General features: G+C 34.3%; 19 protein-coding genes. 11 read left to right on the forward strand and 8 right to left on the reverse strand.

What is annotated here, in order from left to right; translation table 11 throughout:
- Positions 1–33 precede the first annotated feature (33 nt).
- Positions 34–588 carry a DNA starvation/stationary phase protection protein gene (locus tag KC460_02565; protein MCA9770227.1) on the forward strand — a complete coding sequence of 185 codons (555 nt, stop codon included), beginning with the start codon at positions 34–36 and terminating at the stop codon, positions 586–588.
- Between the two features lie 103 nt (positions 589–691).
- Here KC460_02565 and KC460_02570 read toward each other — a convergent pair whose 3' ends face one another.
- Positions 692–1,090, reverse strand: coding sequence for a hypothetical protein (locus KC460_02570; GenBank protein MCA9770228.1), 399 nt, complete (start codon positions 1,088–1,090; stop codon positions 692–694).
- Between the two features lie 449 nt (positions 1,091–1,539).
- On the opposite strand from KC460_02570, the gene KC460_02575 reads away from it, so the two are divergent.
- Entirely contained in the window at positions 1,540–3,114 is a 1,575-nt protein-coding gene (locus KC460_02575) for a carotenoid oxygenase family protein (protein ID MCA9770229.1), read from the forward strand.
- Positions 3,115–3,148: 34 nt separating this feature from the next.
- On the opposite strand, the gene KC460_02580 is transcribed toward KC460_02575, so the two are convergent.
- On the reverse strand, positions 3,149–5,188 hold the full coding sequence (locus tag KC460_02580; GenBank protein MCA9770230.1) for a cache domain-containing protein: 2,040 nt from the start codon (positions 5,186–5,188) through the stop codon (positions 3,149–3,151).
- A 163-nt stretch (positions 5,189–5,351) separates the two neighbouring features.
- On the opposite strand from KC460_02580, the gene KC460_02585 reads away from it, so the two are divergent.
- Positions 5,352–5,945: a hypothetical protein gene (locus KC460_02585; GenBank protein MCA9770231.1), complete on the forward strand. Its 594-nt coding sequence runs from the start codon at positions 5,352–5,354 to the stop codon at positions 5,943–5,945.
- A gap of 105 nt (positions 5,946–6,050) precedes the next feature.
- A complete protein-coding gene (trxA, locus tag KC460_02590; protein ID MCA9770232.1) occupies positions 6,051–6,371 on the forward strand; it encodes a thioredoxin in 321 nt (106 codons plus the stop codon).
- Here trxA and cysS read toward each other — a convergent pair.
- Positions 6,368–7,705: a cysteine--tRNA ligase gene (gene cysS, locus KC460_02595; GenBank protein ID MCA9770233.1), complete on the reverse strand. Its 1,338-nt coding sequence runs from the start codon at positions 7,703–7,705 to the stop codon at positions 6,368–6,370. The two genes, trxA and cysS, sit on opposite strands and share 4 nt — an antisense overlap.
- An 86-nt stretch (positions 7,706–7,791) precedes the next feature.
- Between cysS and bamA the strand changes: the two genes are divergently transcribed.
- The 5 genes from bamA to KC460_02620 all read left to right on the forward strand — a co-directional run bounded on the left by bamA (position 7,792) and on the right by KC460_02620 (position 14,115).
- On the forward strand, positions 7,792–10,278 hold the full coding sequence (gene bamA, locus KC460_02600; GenBank protein MCA9770234.1) for an outer membrane protein assembly factor BamA: 2,487 nt from the start codon (positions 7,792–7,794) through the stop codon (positions 10,276–10,278).
- Between the two features lie 123 nt (positions 10,279–10,401).
- The gene (locus KC460_02605; protein ID MCA9770235.1) at positions 10,402–11,079 is read left to right on the forward strand and encodes a hypothetical protein; all 678 of its coding nucleotides are present in this window, start codon (positions 10,402–10,404) and stop codon (positions 11,077–11,079) included.
- A gap of 167 nt (positions 11,080–11,246) precedes the next feature.
- Positions 11,247–11,519 (forward strand): hypothetical protein, encoded by a 273-nt coding sequence (locus KC460_02610; protein ID MCA9770236.1) that lies wholly within the window; start codon positions 11,247–11,249, stop codon positions 11,517–11,519.
- 4 nt (positions 11,520–11,523) lie between these two features.
- Positions 11,524–13,182: a penicillin-binding protein 2 gene (locus KC460_02615; protein MCA9770237.1), complete on the forward strand. Its 1,659-nt coding sequence runs from the start codon at positions 11,524–11,526 to the stop codon at positions 13,180–13,182.
- Positions 13,183–13,200: 18 nt separating this feature from the next.
- Entirely contained in the window at positions 13,201–14,115 is a 915-nt protein-coding gene (locus KC460_02620) for an aldolase (GenBank protein ID MCA9770238.1), read from the forward strand.
- Between the two features lie 7 nt (positions 14,116–14,122).
- Here KC460_02620 and KC460_02625 read toward each other — a convergent pair whose 3' ends face one another.
- Positions 14,123–16,165: a hypothetical protein gene (locus KC460_02625; protein ID MCA9770239.1), complete on the reverse strand. Its 2,043-nt coding sequence runs from the start codon at positions 16,163–16,165 to the stop codon at positions 14,123–14,125.
- A 236-nt stretch (positions 16,166–16,401) separates the two neighbouring features.
- Here KC460_02625 and KC460_02630 point away from each other — a divergent pair, with 236 nt between their 5' ends.
- Positions 16,402–17,889: a hypothetical protein gene (locus KC460_02630; protein MCA9770240.1), complete on the forward strand. Its 1,488-nt coding sequence runs from the start codon at positions 16,402–16,404 to the stop codon at positions 17,887–17,889.
- Between the two features lie 7 nt (positions 17,890–17,896).
- On the opposite strand, the gene KC460_02635 is transcribed toward KC460_02630, so the two are convergent.
- The gene (locus tag KC460_02635; protein ID MCA9770241.1) at positions 17,897–18,076 is read right to left on the reverse strand and encodes a hypothetical protein; all 180 of its coding nucleotides are present in this window, start codon (positions 18,074–18,076) and stop codon (positions 17,897–17,899) included.
- Positions 18,077–18,329: 253 nt separating this feature from the next.
- Between KC460_02635 and KC460_02640 the strand changes: the two genes are divergently transcribed.
- Positions 18,330–19,256 (forward strand): hypothetical protein, encoded by a 927-nt coding sequence (locus KC460_02640; GenBank protein ID MCA9770242.1) that lies wholly within the window; start codon positions 18,330–18,332, stop codon positions 19,254–19,256.
- Between the two features lie 5 nt (positions 19,257–19,261).
- Here KC460_02640 and KC460_02645 read toward each other — a convergent pair whose 3' ends face one another.
- From KC460_02645 to KC460_02655, 3 genes are read right to left on the reverse strand one after another with little or no spacing between them, the layout of a single operon-like run.
- A complete protein-coding gene (locus tag KC460_02645; GenBank protein ID MCA9770243.1) occupies positions 19,262–19,942 on the reverse strand; it encodes a TVP38/TMEM64 family protein in 681 nt (226 codons plus the stop codon).
- On the reverse strand, positions 19,932–20,612 hold the full coding sequence (locus KC460_02650) for a TVP38/TMEM64 family protein (GenBank protein ID MCA9770244.1): 681 nt from the start codon (positions 20,610–20,612) through the stop codon (positions 19,932–19,934). Before KC460_02650 ends, KC460_02645 begins: the two co-directional genes overlap by 11 nt.
- Before the next feature lie 19 nt (positions 20,613–20,631).
- Positions 20,632–21,306 carry a TVP38/TMEM64 family protein gene (locus tag KC460_02655; GenBank protein MCA9770245.1) on the reverse strand — a complete coding sequence of 225 codons (675 nt, stop codon included), beginning with the start codon at positions 21,304–21,306 and terminating at the stop codon, positions 20,632–20,634.
- Positions 21,307–21,308 lie beyond the last annotated feature (2 nt).

Here is a 21,308-nt window from a genome sequence, read left to right on the forward strand (position 1 = left end):
TTCGCTGCGTAAGCAAAAAAAAGGAAAAAATCAATGAAACATAGAAAATATATAGGTATAGCATCCGCACTAATATTCATATACAACATTGCTATTGCTCAATCAGAAAAAATTATACAACTAAATACTGGTTTAACTGATAAACAATGTAGTGGATCAGCTCAAATACTCAATGCATTATTGGCTAATGAATATGTTTTATACACGAAAACACTCAACTATCATTGGAATATTAAGGGTGTACATTTTGGTAGCTTACACACCTTTTTTGGTGATCAATACGAAATACTACTTAAAATAATCGATTCAATTGCCGAACGCATCAAAGCCCTCAATCAACATGCTATTGGAACGTTACAAGAATTCAGCCGACTTAGTTCACTTACAGAACAAGTTGATCAATTACTCTCTGAAAAAGAAATGGTGCAGGATTTATTAAACAATCATGAAGCAATTATCCGTCAGTTACGTATTGATTTGCAACGTGCTGCTGACGAATTTAATGATATGGGTACCAATAATTTCTTAACAGATTTACTTGAAAAACACGAAAAAATGGCATGGATGTTACGAGCTCATCTGCAATAAGTAAAAGAACCCTACATCATAATAATGATTTGTGGGGTTCTCAAAACTTAATATTAATTCACTAGTTCGATATTACAGTTCTATTTTAACAGCTTGTTTAAATTTAAAATCTTCGAACTCTTTTATAAGTAAATTTTCTAGTAGCTCGTCCAGTACCATTGTAGCATTTTCTTAATTTTACAAATGATTTCAATAAACCTTTTGAGCCTTTAAAAGCCGTTAACATTGCAAGAATACCAAGAGCCTTAAAATAAGGATCATCTTCATTTTTACTAGAACGATCAAAAGAATAATACGAATATCCAAATCCACAAACTGTAAGAGCCGCATCTGTAGCAAAATCAAACAAATGAGATGTACATGATGTTATTTTGGTAAACGACCAGGCTCTAGATACTATTTGTTCCGCTGCAGAGCCCCACAAAATTCTACGCCAGTTTGCCTCTGAACTAGTATAAGAGAACACTGAAAACACGAATATAACTGTCATTAACTTTTTCATATTATTGCCCCCCTATAAACTTACCATTTTTACTTATTATTATTTTATCAAATAGAAAACATTTGTCAACATCAATTAAAAAAAAATCCAAATGGCATCAACATTCATAAAAGCTATCTGAAGGCGCTTTTTACGATATATCGCTCTAAAAGGAAACTTTAGCAGCTAAAAATCATAAAACTTACAAACTAGCCATCTATTGTAGCAAGCTCTGTTATTAGCTAAAAACAGTTCTTCATATCAACTTACATTAGCTTAAAACAACATTGTCAAATTGAAAATGTTTGCTGTAAGCCCGAGAGGATAGCTATTCACAACAAAAACCCCTTTAAATAACCTTAAATAGGTATCCGACGCCATAGTTTATGGACAGAAGCTTCAGATTTCGGTATATTAAAAATTAACAATTTAGCATTATTTTTTTACCCTGCCTAAGGGAGGCAATACTTATGAAAAAACCTATAATTATTATTAGCACCCTTTTTGGGGCTATCGCTGCCGGTATCTTCATTTACGTTGATACACCTATTTCGAGTATTTTTCAAAGTTTTGTTGTAATAAAAAAACATACCCACAAGCATAGTTTCACTAATATAGACACTATGCCATTCTCTATAGGCTTTACTACACTCAATGAAAAATCAAAAAATAAAGAACTAACAATACAAGGAAAAATACCAACATGGCTTTCTGGAACTCTTTTGCGAGTTGGCCCTGGTAAATTTGAAATAAAAGATAACGATAATAACAGTGAAGTTTCTCAAGCAGACCATTGGCTCGATGGATTTTCTATGGCACATCGCTTTGAAATCAAAAAAGGTAAAGTATCCTACAGCAACAAATTACTGAAAAGTCATTATTATAAAAAAGCGAAAAAAACAGGAATTTTAGAACCTCCGCAAATCAATAAAGGTAAGTCATTTATTGGACGTTTAGCTTCATCCTTTTCTACGCCAAAACAACTTTATGACAATGTTAACGTAAATATTTTAAAATATGGTGACCATTGCGTTGCAGTTACAGAAACACCAACGCCGCTTGCCTTTGATCCAAATACCCTTAAAACCATAGAGTCATTAAAGTTTAAAGACAAACTCGGTGGTCACTTTTGTTGCGCACACCCACAATTTGACTCAAAAAAACAACAATGGTACAACTATTTTATTTCCTACGGAAATACAAGTTCATACGTCATTTATACGATGGACAAAAAAAGCATAACAAGAAAAAAATTAGCATCTATCTCGGTTAAACGTCCTGGATATATGCATAGCTTTGCTTCAACAGATAATTATGTTGTATTAACTGAAGTACCCTTTACCATCAAACCTATAGATCTTCTTTTTGGTAAGAAAACATTTCTAGAATATTTTAAATGGGAGCCCAACAAAGGAACACGATTTATCGTTATTGATAAGAACAGCGGAAAAAAAATTGGTGATTACAAAACAGATGCGTTTTTCTCTCTTCACCATATCAATGCATTTGATAATAAAGAAACTATCACACTTGATATTCCTACTTATCAAGATACATCAGTAATCAACGCATATCATTTTAATAATTTGTGCGACAAAAAACGTTGTAGCTTTCCACGCGCAAAATTTGAACGTTTTGTAATCAATCTTGGAGGCAAAAGCGTAGATAGAAAAACAATATCAGAAGAAAATATAGAAATGCCACGGATTAACGACAAGTGTAATGGTTGCGCATATCGTTATGCATATGGCACTAGCCACGAAAATCAAGACAGCTTTGCCGACAGTATTATAAAAATAGATGCACATAAGAAATCACATTGCCACTGGCATCAAGCAGGGTGCTATACAACAGAACCTATTTTTGTAGCAAAACCTGGTGCAAAAGAAGAGGATGATGGTATATTACTTTCAGTTGTACTTGATGCGCATAAAAAACAGTCGTTCTTGCTTGTTCTTAACGCAAAAACAATGAAAGAACTTGCACGCGCATCAGTTGAACATCATATACCATTTACTATGCACGGCCAGTTCTATCATAGCTAACTGTTATATTACATAAAAATACCTTATAGATATATCATTTAAAATAGCCAGAACCAACAACATATGAACGTTCACCTTTATCGACTCGTTCAATAAATACAATACGCTGAATACCATTAATAGTATATGTAACTTTACCAGAGCCTTGTCTGACCGTATTTATAAGCACCTGTACATACGGCATGTTTTTATCATCTTTTGCATCCAGCATATTACGCCAAATAAAACTATTATTATCTGCATTAGCTAAACAAATACCATTAAAGGCATAAACAAATATGCCAAGATCACCTTGAATAAATTTACCATTTGTTTCTATAAATGCAGCAAATGCTTTCTTCTCCGTTTCTGTTCTCAAAAAACCCGCACCACTATGCACTAACAATACCGTCGTTTCTTTTTTGGTAATAGGAAAAAGACCACCAACAATTACATATTCTTTTAGGCCAAGTCGTATTGGTTTAACATACGCTGAAACAAAAGAATTCTTTATTTTATAGTTCACCCATGCACCATCGGCCTCACCAGATGCTGATTTAAGGCGTTGCTTTTTTGCTTGCTCTATTATTTCACGAACATAATAACGTCCATCTTGATCTTGTATATTATAAAAGTTTTGTCCAACAAAGTCGGCATTACCACCATGTGCTACCACTTCTCCTTTCATATCAAAAATAATTAAATACAGATCGCCGTATCTAAATGTTCCTATCTTTTTATCAGTAAACTCACTTACAGCCAGACTCTCTCCATGGCCTTTCATGTATTCATAGCCACGACGAACAAGCTCAACTAATTGTTTGCGATTGGCATCCGGATAGTACCCACAGGCAATGAAATACTCGTTACCAGCACTGTCAGTAACCTTTTCTGCATAGGAACGCTTTGGTGCATTTTTTGAAATATATTCAATCCAAACACCATCAGCACCCTCCTTAAGCTTATTAATAATTTCCTGATTAACCAATTTACCAGTAGCATCTTTATAGTTGATAGCATTAGTACCAATCAAGCCTGGCCTATCACCATGAGCCATATGAATACCTTTAAAGTCAAGCGCATATAAATATAAATCACCAAAAATAAAGCGCCCGAGTGGATAACTCAACGCGCTAAACGCTTCTTCTTTAGTTCCTCTATTTTTCATCGCTTGCTTGAACATTGCAACTGCACCTTTAACCAAACTAACAACTGCATCAGCTTTTGAATGTGGATAATATCCCGCCCCAATAACAAAGGTTCTACCCTTTACGTTCACTTCTTTTACGTATGAAATTTTAGTTGCACCACGCCATTGATACGTAACCCATCCGCCACCACGATGTGCTTTTTTTAGCATTACTTTTACAAAAGGAGAACCGAATGTATCACGCATATTTACTGCATTTTGCCAAATTAAATCACTACGCTGCCCATGCGCAAGCCACGTTCCATCACGATCTAACACAAATAAATAGATTTCACCCTTAATAAAATCTTTGTTGTGCGTAAACATATTAAACGCTTCATATGGCTGATGCTCTTTAAGATATTTTTCACCTTTTTCTATCAATGCCATTACTTGTTCACGTTTTGTTTGCAAATTAACAGCATCTGGATCATCAGAGTCATCTTGATATGATTGTTCTGACACATCGCCAACAGATTCTTCTAACACTTTATCATCAACCGTTGGCTTCTCTTTTTGCTCCCGTACAGACTCAACTGAAGGCTCATCTTGCTCTCCTAAATCAACTGGTTCTTGCTCCCTATCTAGAACCTTTGGTTCCATTTCGTCTACAAACTCTTGCTGATCATTTTCTTCTGTACCTTCTGGTTGTTCTTGAATACCATCTTCATATTCGTTAGAAGTATGCTCAAACCCCTGAGTATCCGCAACTTCTACAACCCCTTCATCCATCAATCGATTAAGTTCACTTTCTTTTGATGCATGCCAATATTTTTTAGTATCTTGCGATTGCCGAGAGCAAGTTCTGATACATCTTTTATGCTTTTTTGAACGAGAATAGAGAATTTCAGGAAATAAAATAACACAACTTATAAAAAATAATAATGTTGCAAAATGACACCTCATTACTTTTCCTTTCCGTATACTGCCTTTTTAAGCAAACACATAGACACACCGATATTACCATAGCTCTAGCAATAAGAGTTGTCCAGCCAGTTCTTGCACCAGCAATACAACTTCTGTAAAGTGATACATATTAACTCAAAAAAATAGTTATGTAGGAGAGTATATGAGACATGTCTATCACGTATCCTTCATTTTCACCATTTTTATAGTATGCATCAATTGGAGCGAGCAAAGCACGAGCGTTGAAGGCAGAAAAAAGCAGGCAATTAATTTTAAAGGAATTATAACGACACAAAACAATGAAAAAATTAGCGTAGAAAATATTTCTATTGCGCGTCTGTATAAACAAATACCAGTTTATGATGCACCCGATAAAAAAACAAAAAAAGGAAAACTAGAAAAAAATCCCAAAGAAGGAATCGTAACGCGTATTGATTTATCTGAAATTGATAAAATCATAGTGCCAGAGCCTGAGACAATCTGGAGCTTTCAGCCAGAAAAACGAATGCGGAAGCTTGAATATGTCGAAATTATTGTTATTTCAAGTAATACAGAAAAAACAAAACATCGCTATTTAATAGAAGTTGATCGCAAAATTATTTGTGATGAAATCAACAGCGCTGGCCCCATAGAAAAAGATATTCCATTACCTGCAATTAAAAACATACAAATTACTGGTTTTACCTCACGCGAAAGCGAAACTCAGCAAGGTAAGCAATGCCCTACTACACCATCATGCCCAGTAGACAAGAGATAATTATTATGCACATTACTACACAATAGTTGTCTGACTCTAATTACATATGATATTCTTGTTGTGATATAAGACATAAAAAACTCCCAAGATTAAGAGGAAATATACATGGTAGTAACAATTACCAACGAAAATATTCATAAAGAAATCAAAGATGTTACCAGCCCTATTGTACTTGAAATTTACGCAACATGGTGTGGACCATGCCAGCAAATGGAACCTATTTTTGCAGAACTCGCAACTGAACTTAAAGATAAGTATAAGTTTGCAAAACTGAATGTTGATGAGGCGCGAGAAATTTCTATTGAATATGGTGTCAGCTCAGTACCAACTTTTATATTTATCAATGATGGAGAGGTTAAAGCAAAAGAAACTGGCTACATGAGCAAAGATGATCTAAAAACAAAATTAGAAACATATTTTGGCTAACTTTTTTTATCTTGTACATCAACACCAAGCTCACGTAGCTTGTCACGAATTTCATCAGCACGGGCCCAGTTTTTCTCGGCTCGTGTTTTTTTTCGTTCTTCAATAAGCGCTTCTATTTCTGGTGTTAGCTTAATCATTTTTTCTGGCAAAGGTTCTAGTGTTAGACCGAGTACATGCTGCAAAAACTGTTTTATTGCACACAAAGTTTTTTTATCCTGTTGTATTTTATCGAGATTTTCAAACAAAATACCAAACATACCTGATGTGTTAAGATCATCTTTTAAACATGCAAGCATACTTTGTATAAGAATTATTTGTTGTAGCTCCTCTTTCTTAATCTGCATAAATACATCACATTGTTCAAACACTCGCACTAATCGGCGATAGCTTTTTTCAAAACCTTTAATATCATCAAAGGAAAAGTCCATTGGCCCACGATAGTGATGCTGTAATAAATAATAGCGGACAACTATTGGATCAAATTGTTTAAATACATCTTGCAAAGTAAAAAAATTGCCTAGCGATTTAGACATCTTTTCTTCATTCACTCGAACTAAACCGTTATGCATCCAATAGTTAGCAAACGTTTTTTTGTGTAATGCTTCTGATTGAGCAATTTCGTTTTCATGATGGGGAAACACCAAGTCAAGGCCGCCGGCATGAATATCAATTGTTTTACCTAAATACTTTGCAGCAAGCGCAGAACACTCAATATGCCAACCAGGTCTGCCGTATCCCCACGGACCTTGCCAGCATTCACCTTCTGGCTCACTTTTCCACAATGCAAAATCTAGTACATTTTTTTTCTTCTCATTAATTTGCACGCGTGCACCTGCGAAAATATCTTCTAACTTATGCTTTGAAAGTTTACCATATGTAGAAAAACTTGTGATATCAAAATACACATCGCCATCAGATTCATACGCATGTCCTGCCTCAATTAAACCAGAAATAAACGATATAATTTCTGGAATATGATCAGTAACGCGAGGCTCATACTTCGGAGATAAGCAATTAAGCGCTTTCATATCTTCGTGATACTGCTTGATAAAACGATCGGCAATCTTTTTATATTGTAGTCGATCACCAAGTTCTTTGTGCGCTCGATTTAGAAGTTTATCATCTATATCAGTAAAATTGCGACAATACACCACTTCAAAATCAAGGAACAAAAGTAACCTATATAATAAATCAAAAGCTGTATAACAACGGCCATGGCCAATATGCGCAGCATCATACGGTGTTACACCACATACATACAATGTCACTTTTTGCGGTCGCTGGGCCTTGAAAATTTCGCGTTTTCCGGTTACCGTATTAGTAATTTTCATCATACGGAACAACATAGCATAAAACATCGTGATAAAAAAGCTTACATTCTCATATTTGCTTTCCCAAGCAGGAGCAGTACATGTCATCAATGAGCAGGAAACGTTATAAAAAAAATACAGCAGTACTTTTTTTCTTGAGCATACTTTTTGTAGTCCCTGATACACATTCAATGGGCAACTATAGTACAGTAGATAATAATACGCCACAAACACAACAACAAAATGTTGCAATTGCCACACCACGTAGAATCAAAAAAATTATTGTTATGGGAAACAATTTAGTACCTGATGATGCAATAACAAACCGTTTAACATTTAAAGAAAAAGAATTGTTTGACCCAAGAAAAACCGGACCAAGCATCAAAAATCTATATAAGTTAGGTCGCCTGAGAAATATTACAATTCAAGCAGAACACATAGGTACTGATGAAATCATTATTTACATCTTCGTAGAAGAAAAAACACTTATAAAAGAAGTTATTTTTCGTGGTAACAGTGCCATTTCGGAAAAAGATATTCGTAAAAAAATTAATTTTGATGATATGCGTGGACTCGACGAGCAAGAACTCAAAAAATTCATCCGTGCTATCAAACGATTATACTTAGACAAAGGATTTCACCGTGTTGTTATCGACGCACGTATGGAAATAGATAAACAAAATAAAGCACAGGCCATCTTTACCATTAAAGAAAATAATCGCTCATTAGTTAAGCGCATTTTATTTGAAGGTAACGAACATATACGCAGTAAAGAATTACGTAGCATTCTCTTTACCCATGAAGACTGGATTGGTTCTATGTTAGATAAAACAGGCATATACCAACCAGATCGCCTTGAAGCTGATAAGCATATGATTGAACAGTTTTACCAAAACCAAGGTTTTTTAAACGCGCATATTATTGATATAAAACAAAATATGGATCAATACGGTAATTTCATTATCACATTTGTTATTCAAGAAGGGGACTTATATACAATCAAACGAATCAACGCACCTGGTAATGATGTGCTGCCTGAAGAATATTTACTTGCACGTATTGGTATTCGGCCTGGTTATTTATATTCACGTCAAATGATTGTGGATACCATTAAAATGTTAGAATTTATTTGGGGTGATCTTGGTTATTTGTTTGCACATATCGAACCATCAATTATTCCAAATGATGAAGACAAAACAGTATCACTTACCTTTCACTCAGAATTAGGCAACCAAGTCACCCTTAACGAAATCAATATTAAAGGCAACCATAAGACAAAAGATAAAATTATTCGTCGTCAAATTTTACTTGATGAGGGAAGTTTAATTACCAACTCGAAAATGGAAATTACCAAAGCACGCATCGAGTCACTTGGCTACTTTGACCAACGTGATGGTGTAAACTGGAAAATTAAACGAATAGATAAAGATATTGCCGATCTCGATTTAATGGTCAAAGAAGCAAAAACAGGTAACGCTAGTATTCAAGTAAGTTTTGGAGGTTCAGAGCACACAATCCAATCACCATTGAGTGGTGTTGCTTTTGAAGGTAATATTTCCGATCGCAATTTACTTGGTACTGGTATTAGGTTAAATTTAACCGGTAAACTGTCAAAGGATGAGCAAAACGTATTATTCAATGTCACACAACCATGGCTATTTGACCGGCCAATTCATCTTTCACTCGACGCATACCATCGCCGCCTTGGTTATGAAGAGTTTAATCATACACGCCCGGTTAACGAAACACATACTGGTGGTTCAATCACAACTGGTATGATGACCAGTTGGAATCATCAATTATTACGTGATATATTTTTCCGTACCACTGTTGGTGGCGACCATGTACGCTATGAAAGCATGCCATCTGCATCTGTTTTTTCTCTCGATGGTACACAACGAACCTTGGCTGAACAGCAATACAACACTATTTTAACAAGATTGTTTGAGCCTGGTAATTATGTATGGCTTGCTCTACATGCAGGGCAAGAAAAAAAGAATCACCCAATTCACCCAAGTAGAGGCTTAGGCTGGCTCTCTCGTGCACAATGTGCTATTCCAAGTTTAGGAAGTAATATTGGCTTTTTAAAATTTGATATTGACACACACTGGTATACACCAATTATTGGTGAACGTGATTTGGTATTACATTTACACGGATATGTCGGTTTAATTCATTTGTTTAAAAATCGTGCCATTCCATATCGTGAATTATTCCATATTGGTGGCCCGGCAAGTGTTCGTGGTTTCCTATTTGGCCAACTTGGGCCACAGTTTAATGCTGGCGGTACCAGCGATTCAATTGGTGGCAAAAAAGCATTATTTGTTAATGTAGAACTTATTTTCCCAATCACACCTGATCTGAATATGAAAGGCTTACTATTTTATGATGGTGGTACCGGTTGGGATACACCATTTAGATGCGATATTACACAAAATTTTTTAAAAAATAACTCGTTCCACTATCGTCATGCCGTTGGCGTAGGTATTCGATTGCTAAGCCCTGTTCCACTCAGCGTTGATTGGGGATTTAAAATCGACCCACGCAAAGGTGAAACATCCAGTGAAGTACATTTTAATATGTCATACGGTTGGTAATAAAAAAAGAAAAATTATTTGAATAAAAAGCATATATAAGATATTATAACCTATGAGGTTATGTAGTTTTAGTTATCGAATTCATATTGCATTATTAATATCTTACTAATAGGGGAATAATACATGAATAGATATTTATTGGCTCTTATTTTTTCAATTAATTTCGGTGTTTGCAATACTTTTTGCTTTAAAGAAAATATCAAGTCTAAAACAGAAGAAGTAGTAAAATGTCACTTTAAAACTATGATTAAGCCAAAAGTATACGAAAAACCTTTCTTATCAAAAAAAGAACACATCGGTAATTTCATATGTATAGTGCTTGATGGTAAAAAACATATTGTATATTATACAATAAATTATTCATATTCACGATTCGGAAAAGAAACAGTTGCATATGGTGATTTTACCATAGTAAGCCCAGGTAAACCAATATATACAGGTTCTATACCATTGATAAAATCCTATAATGATATCGTTATTAATAATAAATTAGAAAAAATTTTCATCTCGGAAATAACCAGAGGCGTTCTGGTGCAATTTGAAACAGAAATAGAAAAAAAAACTATTAAAAAAAAAGGCATTCAACAATCAAAAAATCATATGATAGCAGAAGAAAGTAAAATAACAGAAGAAGATAAAGAAAAAGTTGAAAATAATTTTCTAAAAAAAATCTATAACTGTGTAAACATAATCGATGTATTAAAAGATATTTATAAACGACACGAAGAATACGAACGCTCTTTAAGCCCTGCTGAAAAATCATTAGAGAAAGAAGGAACACTTCTTCAAGAGGAATGGTAAAAATAAGAAAATCACACAATAAAAGAGTATAAGAAAAAAAAAGCTCTGCGTTATTAACCGCAGAGCTTTTTTTTTACCATTAGAGTATGCTATCTTCCTTAAAACAAACCATGTAATACAGAAAAAAATTTGTACAATAAATAAACCGATTAAATAGTGAGCAAAAAATGAAGCAAAAAACATTTATTACTGTTTTTGTTGGTGCCCATATCCTTTTTATCTTTCTACAAATACATAAGCATAGCCAAATAGTTAAGAATTCGTATACCAAACAAAAATTTGAACAAGAAAAAACACTACTTATAAAAAAGAAACAGGCACTTACCCATCAACTATATGCATACAAAAATAAATCTGCTATCAAAGATTTTGCTACCAAGAAACTCGGTATGCAACCACTGCGACTCAGCCAAATAAAAACATTAACGAGTGCTGGATAAGACAATGACAAACGGCTATAAGATTCGTACCACGTTTGTTTTTCTATTATTCTGCGCTTTGTATAGCATCATTATTTTTAATTTATATCTAGTGCAAATCACCCAAAGCACTTTTTTTGCACGTCTTGGGCATAAACAATATAATTTTGCGATTACAACACATCCTCCACGTGCACCAATTTACGATAGAAGCGGTAAAAAAATTGCGCTCAATAGAGATGTACTTACTGCATTTATTATGCCCAATAAACTAGAACAACCCAAAAAACTTATTGCTTTTTTAAGTCAACATTTTCCTCATACAATACAAAAACTTGAGCAACACAGAAAAAAAAGTTTCATGTATATACAACGCCGTTTGAATGCACAACAAATTGCTGCAATAAAAAATAGCAATGTACCAGATATACATTTATTACAAGAACCAAATAGAATGTATCCAATTCCTTCAGCTGCATGTATTACTGGCATCACTGACATCGATAACAATGGTGTATGCGGTATTGAGTTAATCTGCAATACTCAATTGGCCGGAACACCAACAACCCATCAATTACAAAAAGATGCGCGTTCAGGACATTTCTATTTTACAAAAGAAACACGGGTCAGCGGTAAAGCGGGTACACCAGTTACTCTTACTATTGATGGTAATCTTCAATTCTTAGCCCAAGAAGAACTTAATAAAACGGTAAAAATCTTTAATGCACCTGAAGGCGCAGTAATTATTATCAATCCAGCCAATGGCCATATTCACGCAATGGTACAATATCCTGACTTTGATCCAGAAAATCGTAATATCATAGCAGCTGTACATACTAAAAATAAAATATCAACTGAAGCATATGAACTTGGCTCTGTTATGAAAATTTGTACCGCACTTGCCGCGCTTGAAGAAGGAGTCATTACACTTAATGAAGAAATCGATTGCCATAATAAAAAAACAAGTTATATTGACGGTAGAAAAATAAATACCGTTATCGCACAAGACATCGTTCCTTTTTGGGATGTTATTGCGCGTTCAAATAATATTGGCATTGCACAAGTTGCTAAACGATTAGACCATTTATTATACAATCATTATAAACGCCTAGGATTTGGTGAAAAAACTGGTATCCCTATCGCTGGTGAGCAAGCCGGTTTTGTTAATCCACCGCACAATTGGTCTAAACAATCTATTTTTTCTTTATCATATGGTTATGAAATTCGTGCAACGTTACTACAACTTGCACGTGCGTTTTGTATTATTGCTAATGATGGCTATGCTGTTGAACCAAAGCTAATTATAGAGCCCTTAGTAAAAGGATCTCTACAAACATTAATAGACATGCCAGAAAAAAAGCGACTTTATAGCCAAAAAGCAATTGAAGATATAAAAATAATTTTACACAAAACAACGCAGGAAGGCAGCGGACGTAAAGCACACATTAAAGGTTATAATATCATGACAAAAACTGGTTCGGCAAATTTACTTATCGATGGTATATATGACCATAATAAAAGTATCTTTACCTGTGCTGGCATTGTAGAAAAAGGTGATTATAAACGCGTAATTGTTACGTTTATAAAAGAACCACAATGCAAACAAGTATATGCCTCTACCGTTGCGGCACCACTCTTTGAACAAGTTGCACAAAAAATGTTAATTCATGATAAAATTCTTTAATTGTTAATGGAAAAAATAATGACTACACAATATACCGTTAAAGTACCAGCAGATGTACCAAAACAAAAACATCAAACATACATAGAGAATTATAAGATTATTACTAAACAAACCGACAACTTGTTGTTATTTGCATATGATCAAAAAATAGAACATCTAAATGATGATTTTTATGGCAAAAGTATTCACCCTGATGCGGCAAGTCCATTACATGCATTTGAAATTGCACAACATGAAGCAGCTGGCGCGTTTGCAACTCATTTAGGCTTGATTGCACGCTATGGTAGCGATTATAAAAACATTAACTACATTGTTAAGTTGAATGGTAAAACAAACTTAATACACAAAGATCTGTTGGATCCTGTTAATGCACCATTATATACTGTTAATGATGTAGTTACCTTCGCAATCAATAGCGGCTTGCATATCCGCGGTGTTGGTATAACCCTCTATTTGGGAAGTATATATGAAAGAGAAATGCTTGGCTTTGCTGCACAACAAATCTTACATGCACACCAACATGGCTTAATTACTACTTTATGGGTATATCCACGCGGAAAAAGTATCAGCAATCCTACCGACCCAATGATTATTGCTGGCGCTGCAGGTATTGCCAATAGTTTGGGTAGTGACTTTGTTAAGCTACAGTCCCCACAAGCAATAAATGACAAAACAAGCTCGCAATGGCTTAAAGTTGCAGCGCAAGCAGCTGGTAATACAAAAATTATTTGTTCTGGCGGTGCACAGAAAGAGCTAGAATTACTTTTACAGGACGTACACAATCATATACACCTTGGTGGTATTGCTGGCAGTGCTATAGGAAGAAATATTTTTCAGCATTCGCAAAAAAAAGCTTTAACCACGATACATGCACTTGCAAGAATTATATATGAACGTAAGACAGTAGAACAAACACTAAGTTTGGCTCAATAATAAGCATTTATACTGCTACATGCTGCTGCTCAGTATCTCTTTTTTCTTTGTCATCAACAAGTATTTTCAGCTTATCTTTTAGCTCAGTAAACTGTTCTTGCAGTTTTTGCTCATCATCAATAGCTTGTTTTTCTAATGTATTAAACTGTGCTAAATATTTTTCTGCTGCCTTTTCATCCAGTAGTATAAAGCTACGTATTGAAGGCTCTTTGCAATCTTCTACTTTACGTGCATATGAGCAAAACACTTTACCATCTTTTGTCTCAAACACCATACGTACCAACGGCTTACTTTTTTGAATCAGTATAACATTACGTAGTATTACCTTTTCTTCAGTTGCATTTATTGCTTTAGCAAGTGGACTTTCTGGATCATTTGCTAATACAAGCTCTTTAAACAAAAAAAGAACATCAAAAGTCTGATCACCAAATGGCCAGAAGCTACTAATTATATCTTCTACATGAATACATGATGCATCTAATTTTTCAAATACGTGAACCGCTCTACCACCCATAACGGATAATAATCCAACTATAGTACTATCAATGCGGGACTTATTCATAATAACAGGCACATATATATATGGGGTATTTATTAATGCTACCTTTTTTTCAGATATATCTATAGAGCCACCAGATACCTTTTTTAGCATAACAAGCTTGGTATCAATAGTTTGATACGTATTGTATGGATACAAAAGCACAAAGTTCTTTTTACCTGCAAATCGTACCCAAGGGATATTACATAGCATATGAGGAGCTATATCACTAATAATAACCTCACGCAGTTCTGCTGCATCACGTACAGAAATAATTTTTTCAAAAAACGCACCAAAATGTGCTGAGCTTCTAAAGCGTAATTGAGGAATTCCTTGCTGCTCGTCCCACATAATGGAATCTACACAAAGAAGTCCATTTTTATCAAAAATAACAGGAAAGCACCATGTAGTAATACTAGCTACATCAGATATACAGTCTGTTACAATTGTGTATGAATAACAATCGGCCACATCACCTGTTGTATATGGAGTTTTCAAATGCATACCGCCAGCATAACAAGTGCTATACATTAGAAACTTCGTGATAATATCGTGTTCTAAAAACTGTAAAAAATTTTTAAATTCTTCTACAGATAAATCAGCTATTATGTCACACTTTGTTTTTACAGCTCCTGGACTATTATAACCATGCCCTGATAGATATATAATCCAACTAGAGGTCTCTTGTTCAGTATCATTTTTGGTAACAAATATCGAACGCAACGTATTAATAAAAGTACCAGGCTCTCTTTCATAGTCACCCAAAAGTTCTGAAGTCAAACAACTGTCTAAAATCAAATCCTTATCTAAATGATCAACTTTTAATCCAAGAATACGTTCTTTCTCGGTTATATATTCAATATCACCATTTCCTAATTGTTCTGTAGGAAGTGCTGTTAAAACCTCTTGCGGCACTAATAATCGAAAATCCTTATTAATTTTATAAACAGACCACTCTGACGCATTAAAATACGTCAAATAATATGGAAGTAGCTTTTGAATATATGAACACATATCATTATGAAGTAACATATTGTTCTTACGTAATTTATCAGCAGCTTCCGGACTAAAAAACTCATTATTAATACAATCAACAACCATAGAGCGATGATGTAACATATCATCGCACGAGTCAGTATTAAGCATTTTTGATAGCTCTACTAAACGCTCTTCTAGCGCGGTAAGATATGAAAGCGCACTGCACTCAGCAGTACCATTTACATTACCTAAAATCCGTAGTTCATTCAATTTTTCCAAAAATATTTGCCATACCGGGGTACTTATCAGACAAATCTGCTTCTCTTTAATAGCACTGATAAGCTTCACCTGAATAGGCTTTATTTCACTGACACCATCTTCAAAAATACCCTGCTCAAGAAGCACTACAATACTACGAGTTCGACAACCATAACTTTTATTTTTTTCTAAAGAAAATAAAAGCATAGAGCAGAAAAATGGAACTAACGTAAAAGTAAATAAAAGTTTCTTTGTAAGCATACAAAATCGAAACATGTACACTATCCACTACATTATCATGAAATTATTGAATTCTTGCTTCTAATAATATCAAATTTAATAAAAAAATCAATTTAAATAAGTTCAAATAAAAATATATCGCTCTGATTGATAGATTATTACTTCAGCCTGTAAAAACAAGTTATTACTAAGAATAATAAGCTTTGGCTTGTCATTATATTCAACCTATCCTAAGCTACATGATATACAGAGTATAAAAAAGGACTCTTAATATGAAAAAATATAGTATCATTGTTTTATTGCTTATAATAATCAACACGCATGCTCGATCGAGCATAGAACGTAACAGTCAGACCTTTATGACAACTCGCCCTATTAATCAAAATATTGCTGCTACACAATCAGGCTGGCACACTATTTTGTACAATAAGCCTGGCAAAAATAAAATAAGTTTTCAGTGTTATAGTATCTACCAAGCATCAATTGATAGTAAAAAAAACGCCCGTTATTTTTTGCCATTTGAATGTAAAAATGAACTCCTTGTTACGGGAGATCAATCTTCAAATGTAAAAAATCGTGATATCAGAGCTGAATGGCTTGGTATCAATAACTCAGAGTTTAGTGGTAAATTTAGCATCGACCCTCATCAAAAACAAATGGCTATTTTCTTAGAAGCAAATAAAGATTTAAATAGTATCATCGAAAGTAGCTTTTTTGAAAACATGTGGTTAAGCATTAATGTACCAGTTGTTGCAGTAGAAAATGATCTACGCATAAAGCAATTTGATATTATAAATCGAGCACAAACCTTTCCAGAAGATATTATTGAAGCACTTTGCAGAAAACAGTTGCGCTTTTCTCGTATCGCAAAAAACGGCAGAAATGATTTGGGTATTGCAGAAATTAATATTAAGCTCGGCCGTACATATCTTGCTCAAGACAACTTTGAGGTTATTTACTATAGTGGCTTACGCATACCTGGATCGCATGCACAAAATGCACACTTTTTATTTGATTCATATCTTGGCAATAACAAACATTTTGGTTTTCAAACTGGCGTACATTTTCAAATCAACTTAAGTCATGAAACAAGCTATTTTACCGGCTGCTTTTTTGCAAACCTTGAAACTACTTTTTTTATTCGTAATGAGCAACTGCGTACATTTGATTTAAAAAATAAACCATGGAGCCGATATATGCTACTCAATCGAAAAGGTGGCCCGCCAGATCAAAATATTCCTGCAACAAAAATTTTTACCCTAAGAACACAAGTAAAACCATACAATATAGTTGAGTTATCTACTGGTTGGCGCATTAAAATAAACTCAATTGAAGCAGAATTTGGCTATGATTTATGGGCACACGGTAATGAAGATCTAGAATGTGTTTGCACATTCGAAGAAGTATATGGTATTGCGGGAAACGGAGCTAACATGCTAGGGTTAGCAAGATCCGCAAGCCAGAGTACCATAACTACCCGCGCAGAGAATGATATGATACAACAAACAATCTGCAATGATAATCAGCTGCAATGCGAAAATATTGAAACATTCATTACCATTGATAGAAATGATCTTGACATAAAATCGGCTGGTGCACGTGCTGCCATAAATCATAAATTTCATGCTGCACTTTCATATGTCGCTCATGGCAAAAACACAGAAGGTTGTATAACTATCGGCGCATTATATGAATACCCTCAAAAAAATACAGCGCTGGAACTCTGGGCGTTTTGGATCAAATGTGGAGTATCATTTTAAAAAAAATTTAACTATCAATGCACGATTCAACGCATAACTCTTTGCATATATTGCAACACCCTTTACAGGTTTTTTCACAGTTATATTGACCTTGTTCACGCATAGCTAAACACTCTGATACACATGACTTTTTGCACCCATCACAACTACTAATACACATTACTTGGCACGCCTTATTGTGATCCATACCTTATCCCCTATTTTTGTGCGGTTTTTACCTTGAATCTATTACTTCTAGTGTAGTAAAAAAAATTACAAATAGGCAAGAGTGGAGTGCGTTTAAATTACACATAAACATCAATTTAATGATTTACAGGCAACATCAAAACAACAATAAAAATAGACCTTAGTTTTAAACTATTATTCGCATTGAACCTATTATATGTGCACCCCAATTGATTATTTTTGTAAAAAAGCCTATATTTAAAAAGACAATTAGTATGATCAAAGTTAATAAAAGGGGGTTTGTTCCTATGCGTTTATTAGCTTTTTCCATCATTTTATGTACTGCAGTCCTGTATTCACATACGGAAGACACATTACCCGATGACAAAGAAACCCCACAATATGCCGCTAAAGATACCCGCCATTCTAACATTATTTTCACCTTAGAAAAGTTTTTGTTTGGTGTAGATAGTAAAGCAGTAACAGACCGTCTTGGCTACATCAGTTTGGCTCGGTGTATCGGGTGGCTTAAAGCTGCACAGTTGGCAATTCCCGGCATTACCGGTGCTAGCCAACAAGAAGAATTTTTTAATCTCCTTGCCAAAATACAGCTTCCTGAATTTAAAAAACATCAATCAATACGCTATAGAGACAAAGAAATTCCCGATATTTTGTATCATTGCTGGCTTGGTACAACAGACAACAAAACATTGTTGAGAATATATCGTGCCAATATTAAACAAAATACAGAGCTTTATGATGTAGAAAAGAAAACATTATATAACGGCGCAGCACTAGCAACAACGGACTATCATACTATTTTGACACGCATAGATGATGGTATTGAGCTTGTTAAACAGTTAAAAGAGAATACACAACACAAACTATATCTTATTTTAAATGGCAATAAAGAAATTGTTGCTACACTTAAAAAAGAGCACACCGATGTTTTTGATTTATTTGATGAAGTAATTACTTCATCTGAAGCACAAGCAATCAACACACAAAAAGAAATGTACCAGTACATAATGAAAGAGTATAACCTTAACCCAGAAAATACCGTTGCTGTTATTACATTTAACTCAAACAAAAAGGCAGCATTACAGGCTGGTTTACAAATTATCAATGCTAAAAAACAACAATTTGGCTATGCAGAAGAGCAACTGAAGAATATGGGATTATTCAAAAAATCAAAATCATAAAAAACTCATTTCATAACATATCGTCGCACAATCATGGGAAGTAATGCCAATAGTGCGAGCAAGCATAAAATAATAATTGCCGGCCACGACATAATATCATTGAGTGACTTAATCACATGCAATTGCCTACCTGCAATAGCATAGATGAGTGTACCAGGTAAAATACCCACTGCTGTTGTCCACATATATGTCCATAAAGAAATAGGAATCACACCCGCAAAAAGATTAATAGCAAACGTCGGAGTTATTGGTAATAGTTGTAACATCAATAAATAACTACTGCCATATTTTTTTATATCATCATTAAACATCTGAAGCGCATCTGCATATTTTTCTTGCACACGATTGCCAATTGCATACCGCACTACCAATAACATAATAGCACCGCCACATGTTGCACTCAATAGAACCAATAATGTCCCAATACTCACCCCAAATAAAAATCCTGCAGCAAGTGTCAATAGTACAGTAATAGGTAGAAAAAGAAATGTTGCTGTTGTAAACAATGCACAAAAAATAAACACTGAAAAGACAAAATATCTTTGTACAAAAAAATATAGTGCACTGGCATTTTGTTGTAATGTAGTAAGGGTAACAGCCTCAAATAAGCCCAAATAATATGCGATAAAGAAAACAAATAAAAAGAAAACAATTCCTGCAATATGCCACGTATAATTACGAACCATAACCAACTCGTTTTAATAACGTCGGCAACAATGTAAGAAATGCAAAAAAAATAAATGCAAGCAACACTGTCATAGAAAACACATCAGTAATCGAGGTAAGTGTACTCAATTGCCTACCCGCATAGGCATATATCAATGATACTGGCACAATACCAATACTCGTTGTCCATACAAAATCAAATAGAGACACATCAGTTAAACTAATAGCTGCGTTAGCGATAGGGAAAGGAATAAAGGCGATTAAGCGCAATAAAAGCAAATACCATACTCCGTTTTTTTGAATCGCTCGGTTGATTTTTTGTACATAATAAGCATACTTTTTGCGTATTATATCATATAATAAATAGCGTACTAATAAAAAACCACATGTTGCACCAATGGTCGCACCAATGTTTGCATATAAAACACCTGCGGTTATTCCAAAAAAGAAACCACCGCTTAAGGTAAGCAGCGATGCAAAAGGTAATGAAAAAAAAATAGTAACAATATATAAACATATAAAAACTAGCACTGCTACAGTGTAATTATTTTGTATACTATTTTTTAAGTAGACACTGTTTTGTTGGATTACTGCTAAGTTTATGTAGCTTGTGATACCAGAAAAGTAGAAAACTATAATTAACACTATAAATATAAGTGTGATAATAATTTTATTATATACCTGCTTCATTTGTTGCACATTTTTATGCTCACTTCCTATATAACCTTTTTATAACAATTGGCGAAAATGCTAATGCTGCCAGTAGTAACAAAAATATCATAACTGGCCAGGAAATAATACCATGAGTAGATTTAAGCGTACGCAATTGCCTACCGACAAATGCATAAATAAGTAGTACAGGAAAACTACCAACAGTCGTAGTCCAAATAAAGGTAAACCACGATATTGGCGTTACGGCAGCAAGCACATTAATAATAGAGAATGGTACAAGCATAAAGTGCATAGTAAGTAAATAACTATGCCCTTCTTCTTTTATTTTTTGGTTAAATATAACTAAACGATCTTTGTAATGTTGCTGAACCGTTTTTGCAAACACATAACGAAAAAGCGCAAATGAAATGAGCGAACCAACCGTTGCAGCTAAGCAAGAATAAAGGGTGCCCGGTAATACACCAAATGAATAACCACCAAGCAAAGTCAAAGGTACAACAATAGGAAATGATGCGGTGATAAGTGCAGCAAAAATGACGCAAAATAAAAAAATTGCCATCAAATAATTTGTTCTGATCAACACATCTAATGCACGAGTATATCTACTAATTGCCCCAATAGAAAAACAATCACCAAAGCCCATGCAATAAATCATGATAAGTATACTTATGCTAATTAGTAGCGCCAAAAAATATTTGATGTACTTTTCCATAA

It is taken from the genome of Candidatus Dependentiae bacterium, from assembly GCA_020431705.1.
Classification (GTDB): Bacteria; Babelota; Babeliae; order Babelales; family Vermiphilaceae; genus JAGQHQ01.

What these genes read in the sequence shown, in the direction of transcription:
- KC460_02565 (MCA9770227.1), top strand. Translation starts at nt 34, where the DNA reads ATGAAACATAGAAAATATATAGGTATAGCATCCGCACTAATATTCATA.
- KC460_02570 (MCA9770228.1), bottom strand. Translation starts at nt 1,090, where the DNA reads ATGAAAAAGTTAATGACAGTTATATTCGTGTTTTCAGTGTTCTCTTAT.
- KC460_02575 (MCA9770229.1), top strand. Translation starts at nt 1,540, where the DNA reads ATGAAAAAACCTATAATTATTATTAGCACCCTTTTTGGGGCTATCGCT.
- KC460_02580 (MCA9770230.1), bottom strand. Translation starts at nt 5,188, where the DNA reads ATGAGGTGTCATTTTGCAACATTATTATTTTTTATAAGTTGTGTTATT.
- KC460_02585 (MCA9770231.1), top strand. Translation starts at nt 5,352, where the DNA reads ATGAGACATGTCTATCACGTATCCTTCATTTTCACCATTTTTATAGTA.
- trxA (MCA9770232.1), top strand. Translation starts at nt 6,051, where the DNA reads ATGGTAGTAACAATTACCAACGAAAATATTCATAAAGAAATCAAAGAT.
- cysS (MCA9770233.1), bottom strand. Translation starts at nt 7,705, where the DNA reads ATGATGAAAATTACTAATACGGTAACCGGAAAACGCGAAATTTTCAAG.
- bamA (MCA9770234.1), top strand. Translation starts at nt 7,792, where the DNA reads ATGAGCAGGAAACGTTATAAAAAAAATACAGCAGTACTTTTTTTCTTG.
- KC460_02605 (MCA9770235.1), top strand. Translation starts at nt 10,402, where the DNA reads ATGAATAGATATTTATTGGCTCTTATTTTTTCAATTAATTTCGGTGTT.
- KC460_02610 (MCA9770236.1), top strand. Translation starts at nt 11,247, where the DNA reads ATGAAGCAAAAAACATTTATTACTGTTTTTGTTGGTGCCCATATCCTT.
- KC460_02615 (MCA9770237.1), top strand. Translation starts at nt 11,524, where the DNA reads ATGACAAACGGCTATAAGATTCGTACCACGTTTGTTTTTCTATTATTC.
- KC460_02620 (MCA9770238.1), top strand. Translation starts at nt 13,201, where the DNA reads ATGACTACACAATATACCGTTAAAGTACCAGCAGATGTACCAAAACAA.
- KC460_02625 (MCA9770239.1), bottom strand. Translation starts at nt 16,165, where the DNA reads ATGTTTCGATTTTGTATGCTTACAAAGAAACTTTTATTTACTTTTACG.
- KC460_02630 (MCA9770240.1), top strand. Translation starts at nt 16,402, where the DNA reads ATGAAAAAATATAGTATCATTGTTTTATTGCTTATAATAATCAACACG.
- KC460_02635 (MCA9770241.1), bottom strand. Translation starts at nt 18,076, where the DNA reads ATGGATCACAATAAGGCGTGCCAAGTAATGTGTATTAGTAGTTGTGAT.
- KC460_02640 (MCA9770242.1), top strand. Translation starts at nt 18,330, where the DNA reads ATGATCAAAGTTAATAAAAGGGGGTTTGTTCCTATGCGTTTATTAGCT.
- KC460_02645 (MCA9770243.1), bottom strand. Translation starts at nt 19,942, where the DNA reads ATGGTTCGTAATTATACGTGGCATATTGCAGGAATTGTTTTCTTTTTA.
- KC460_02650 (MCA9770244.1), bottom strand. Translation starts at nt 20,612, where the DNA reads ATGAAGCAGGTATATAATAAAATTATTATCACACTTATATTTATAGTG.
- KC460_02655 (MCA9770245.1), bottom strand. Translation starts at nt 21,306, where the DNA reads ATGGAAAAGTACATCAAATATTTTTTGGCGCTACTAATTAGCATAAGT.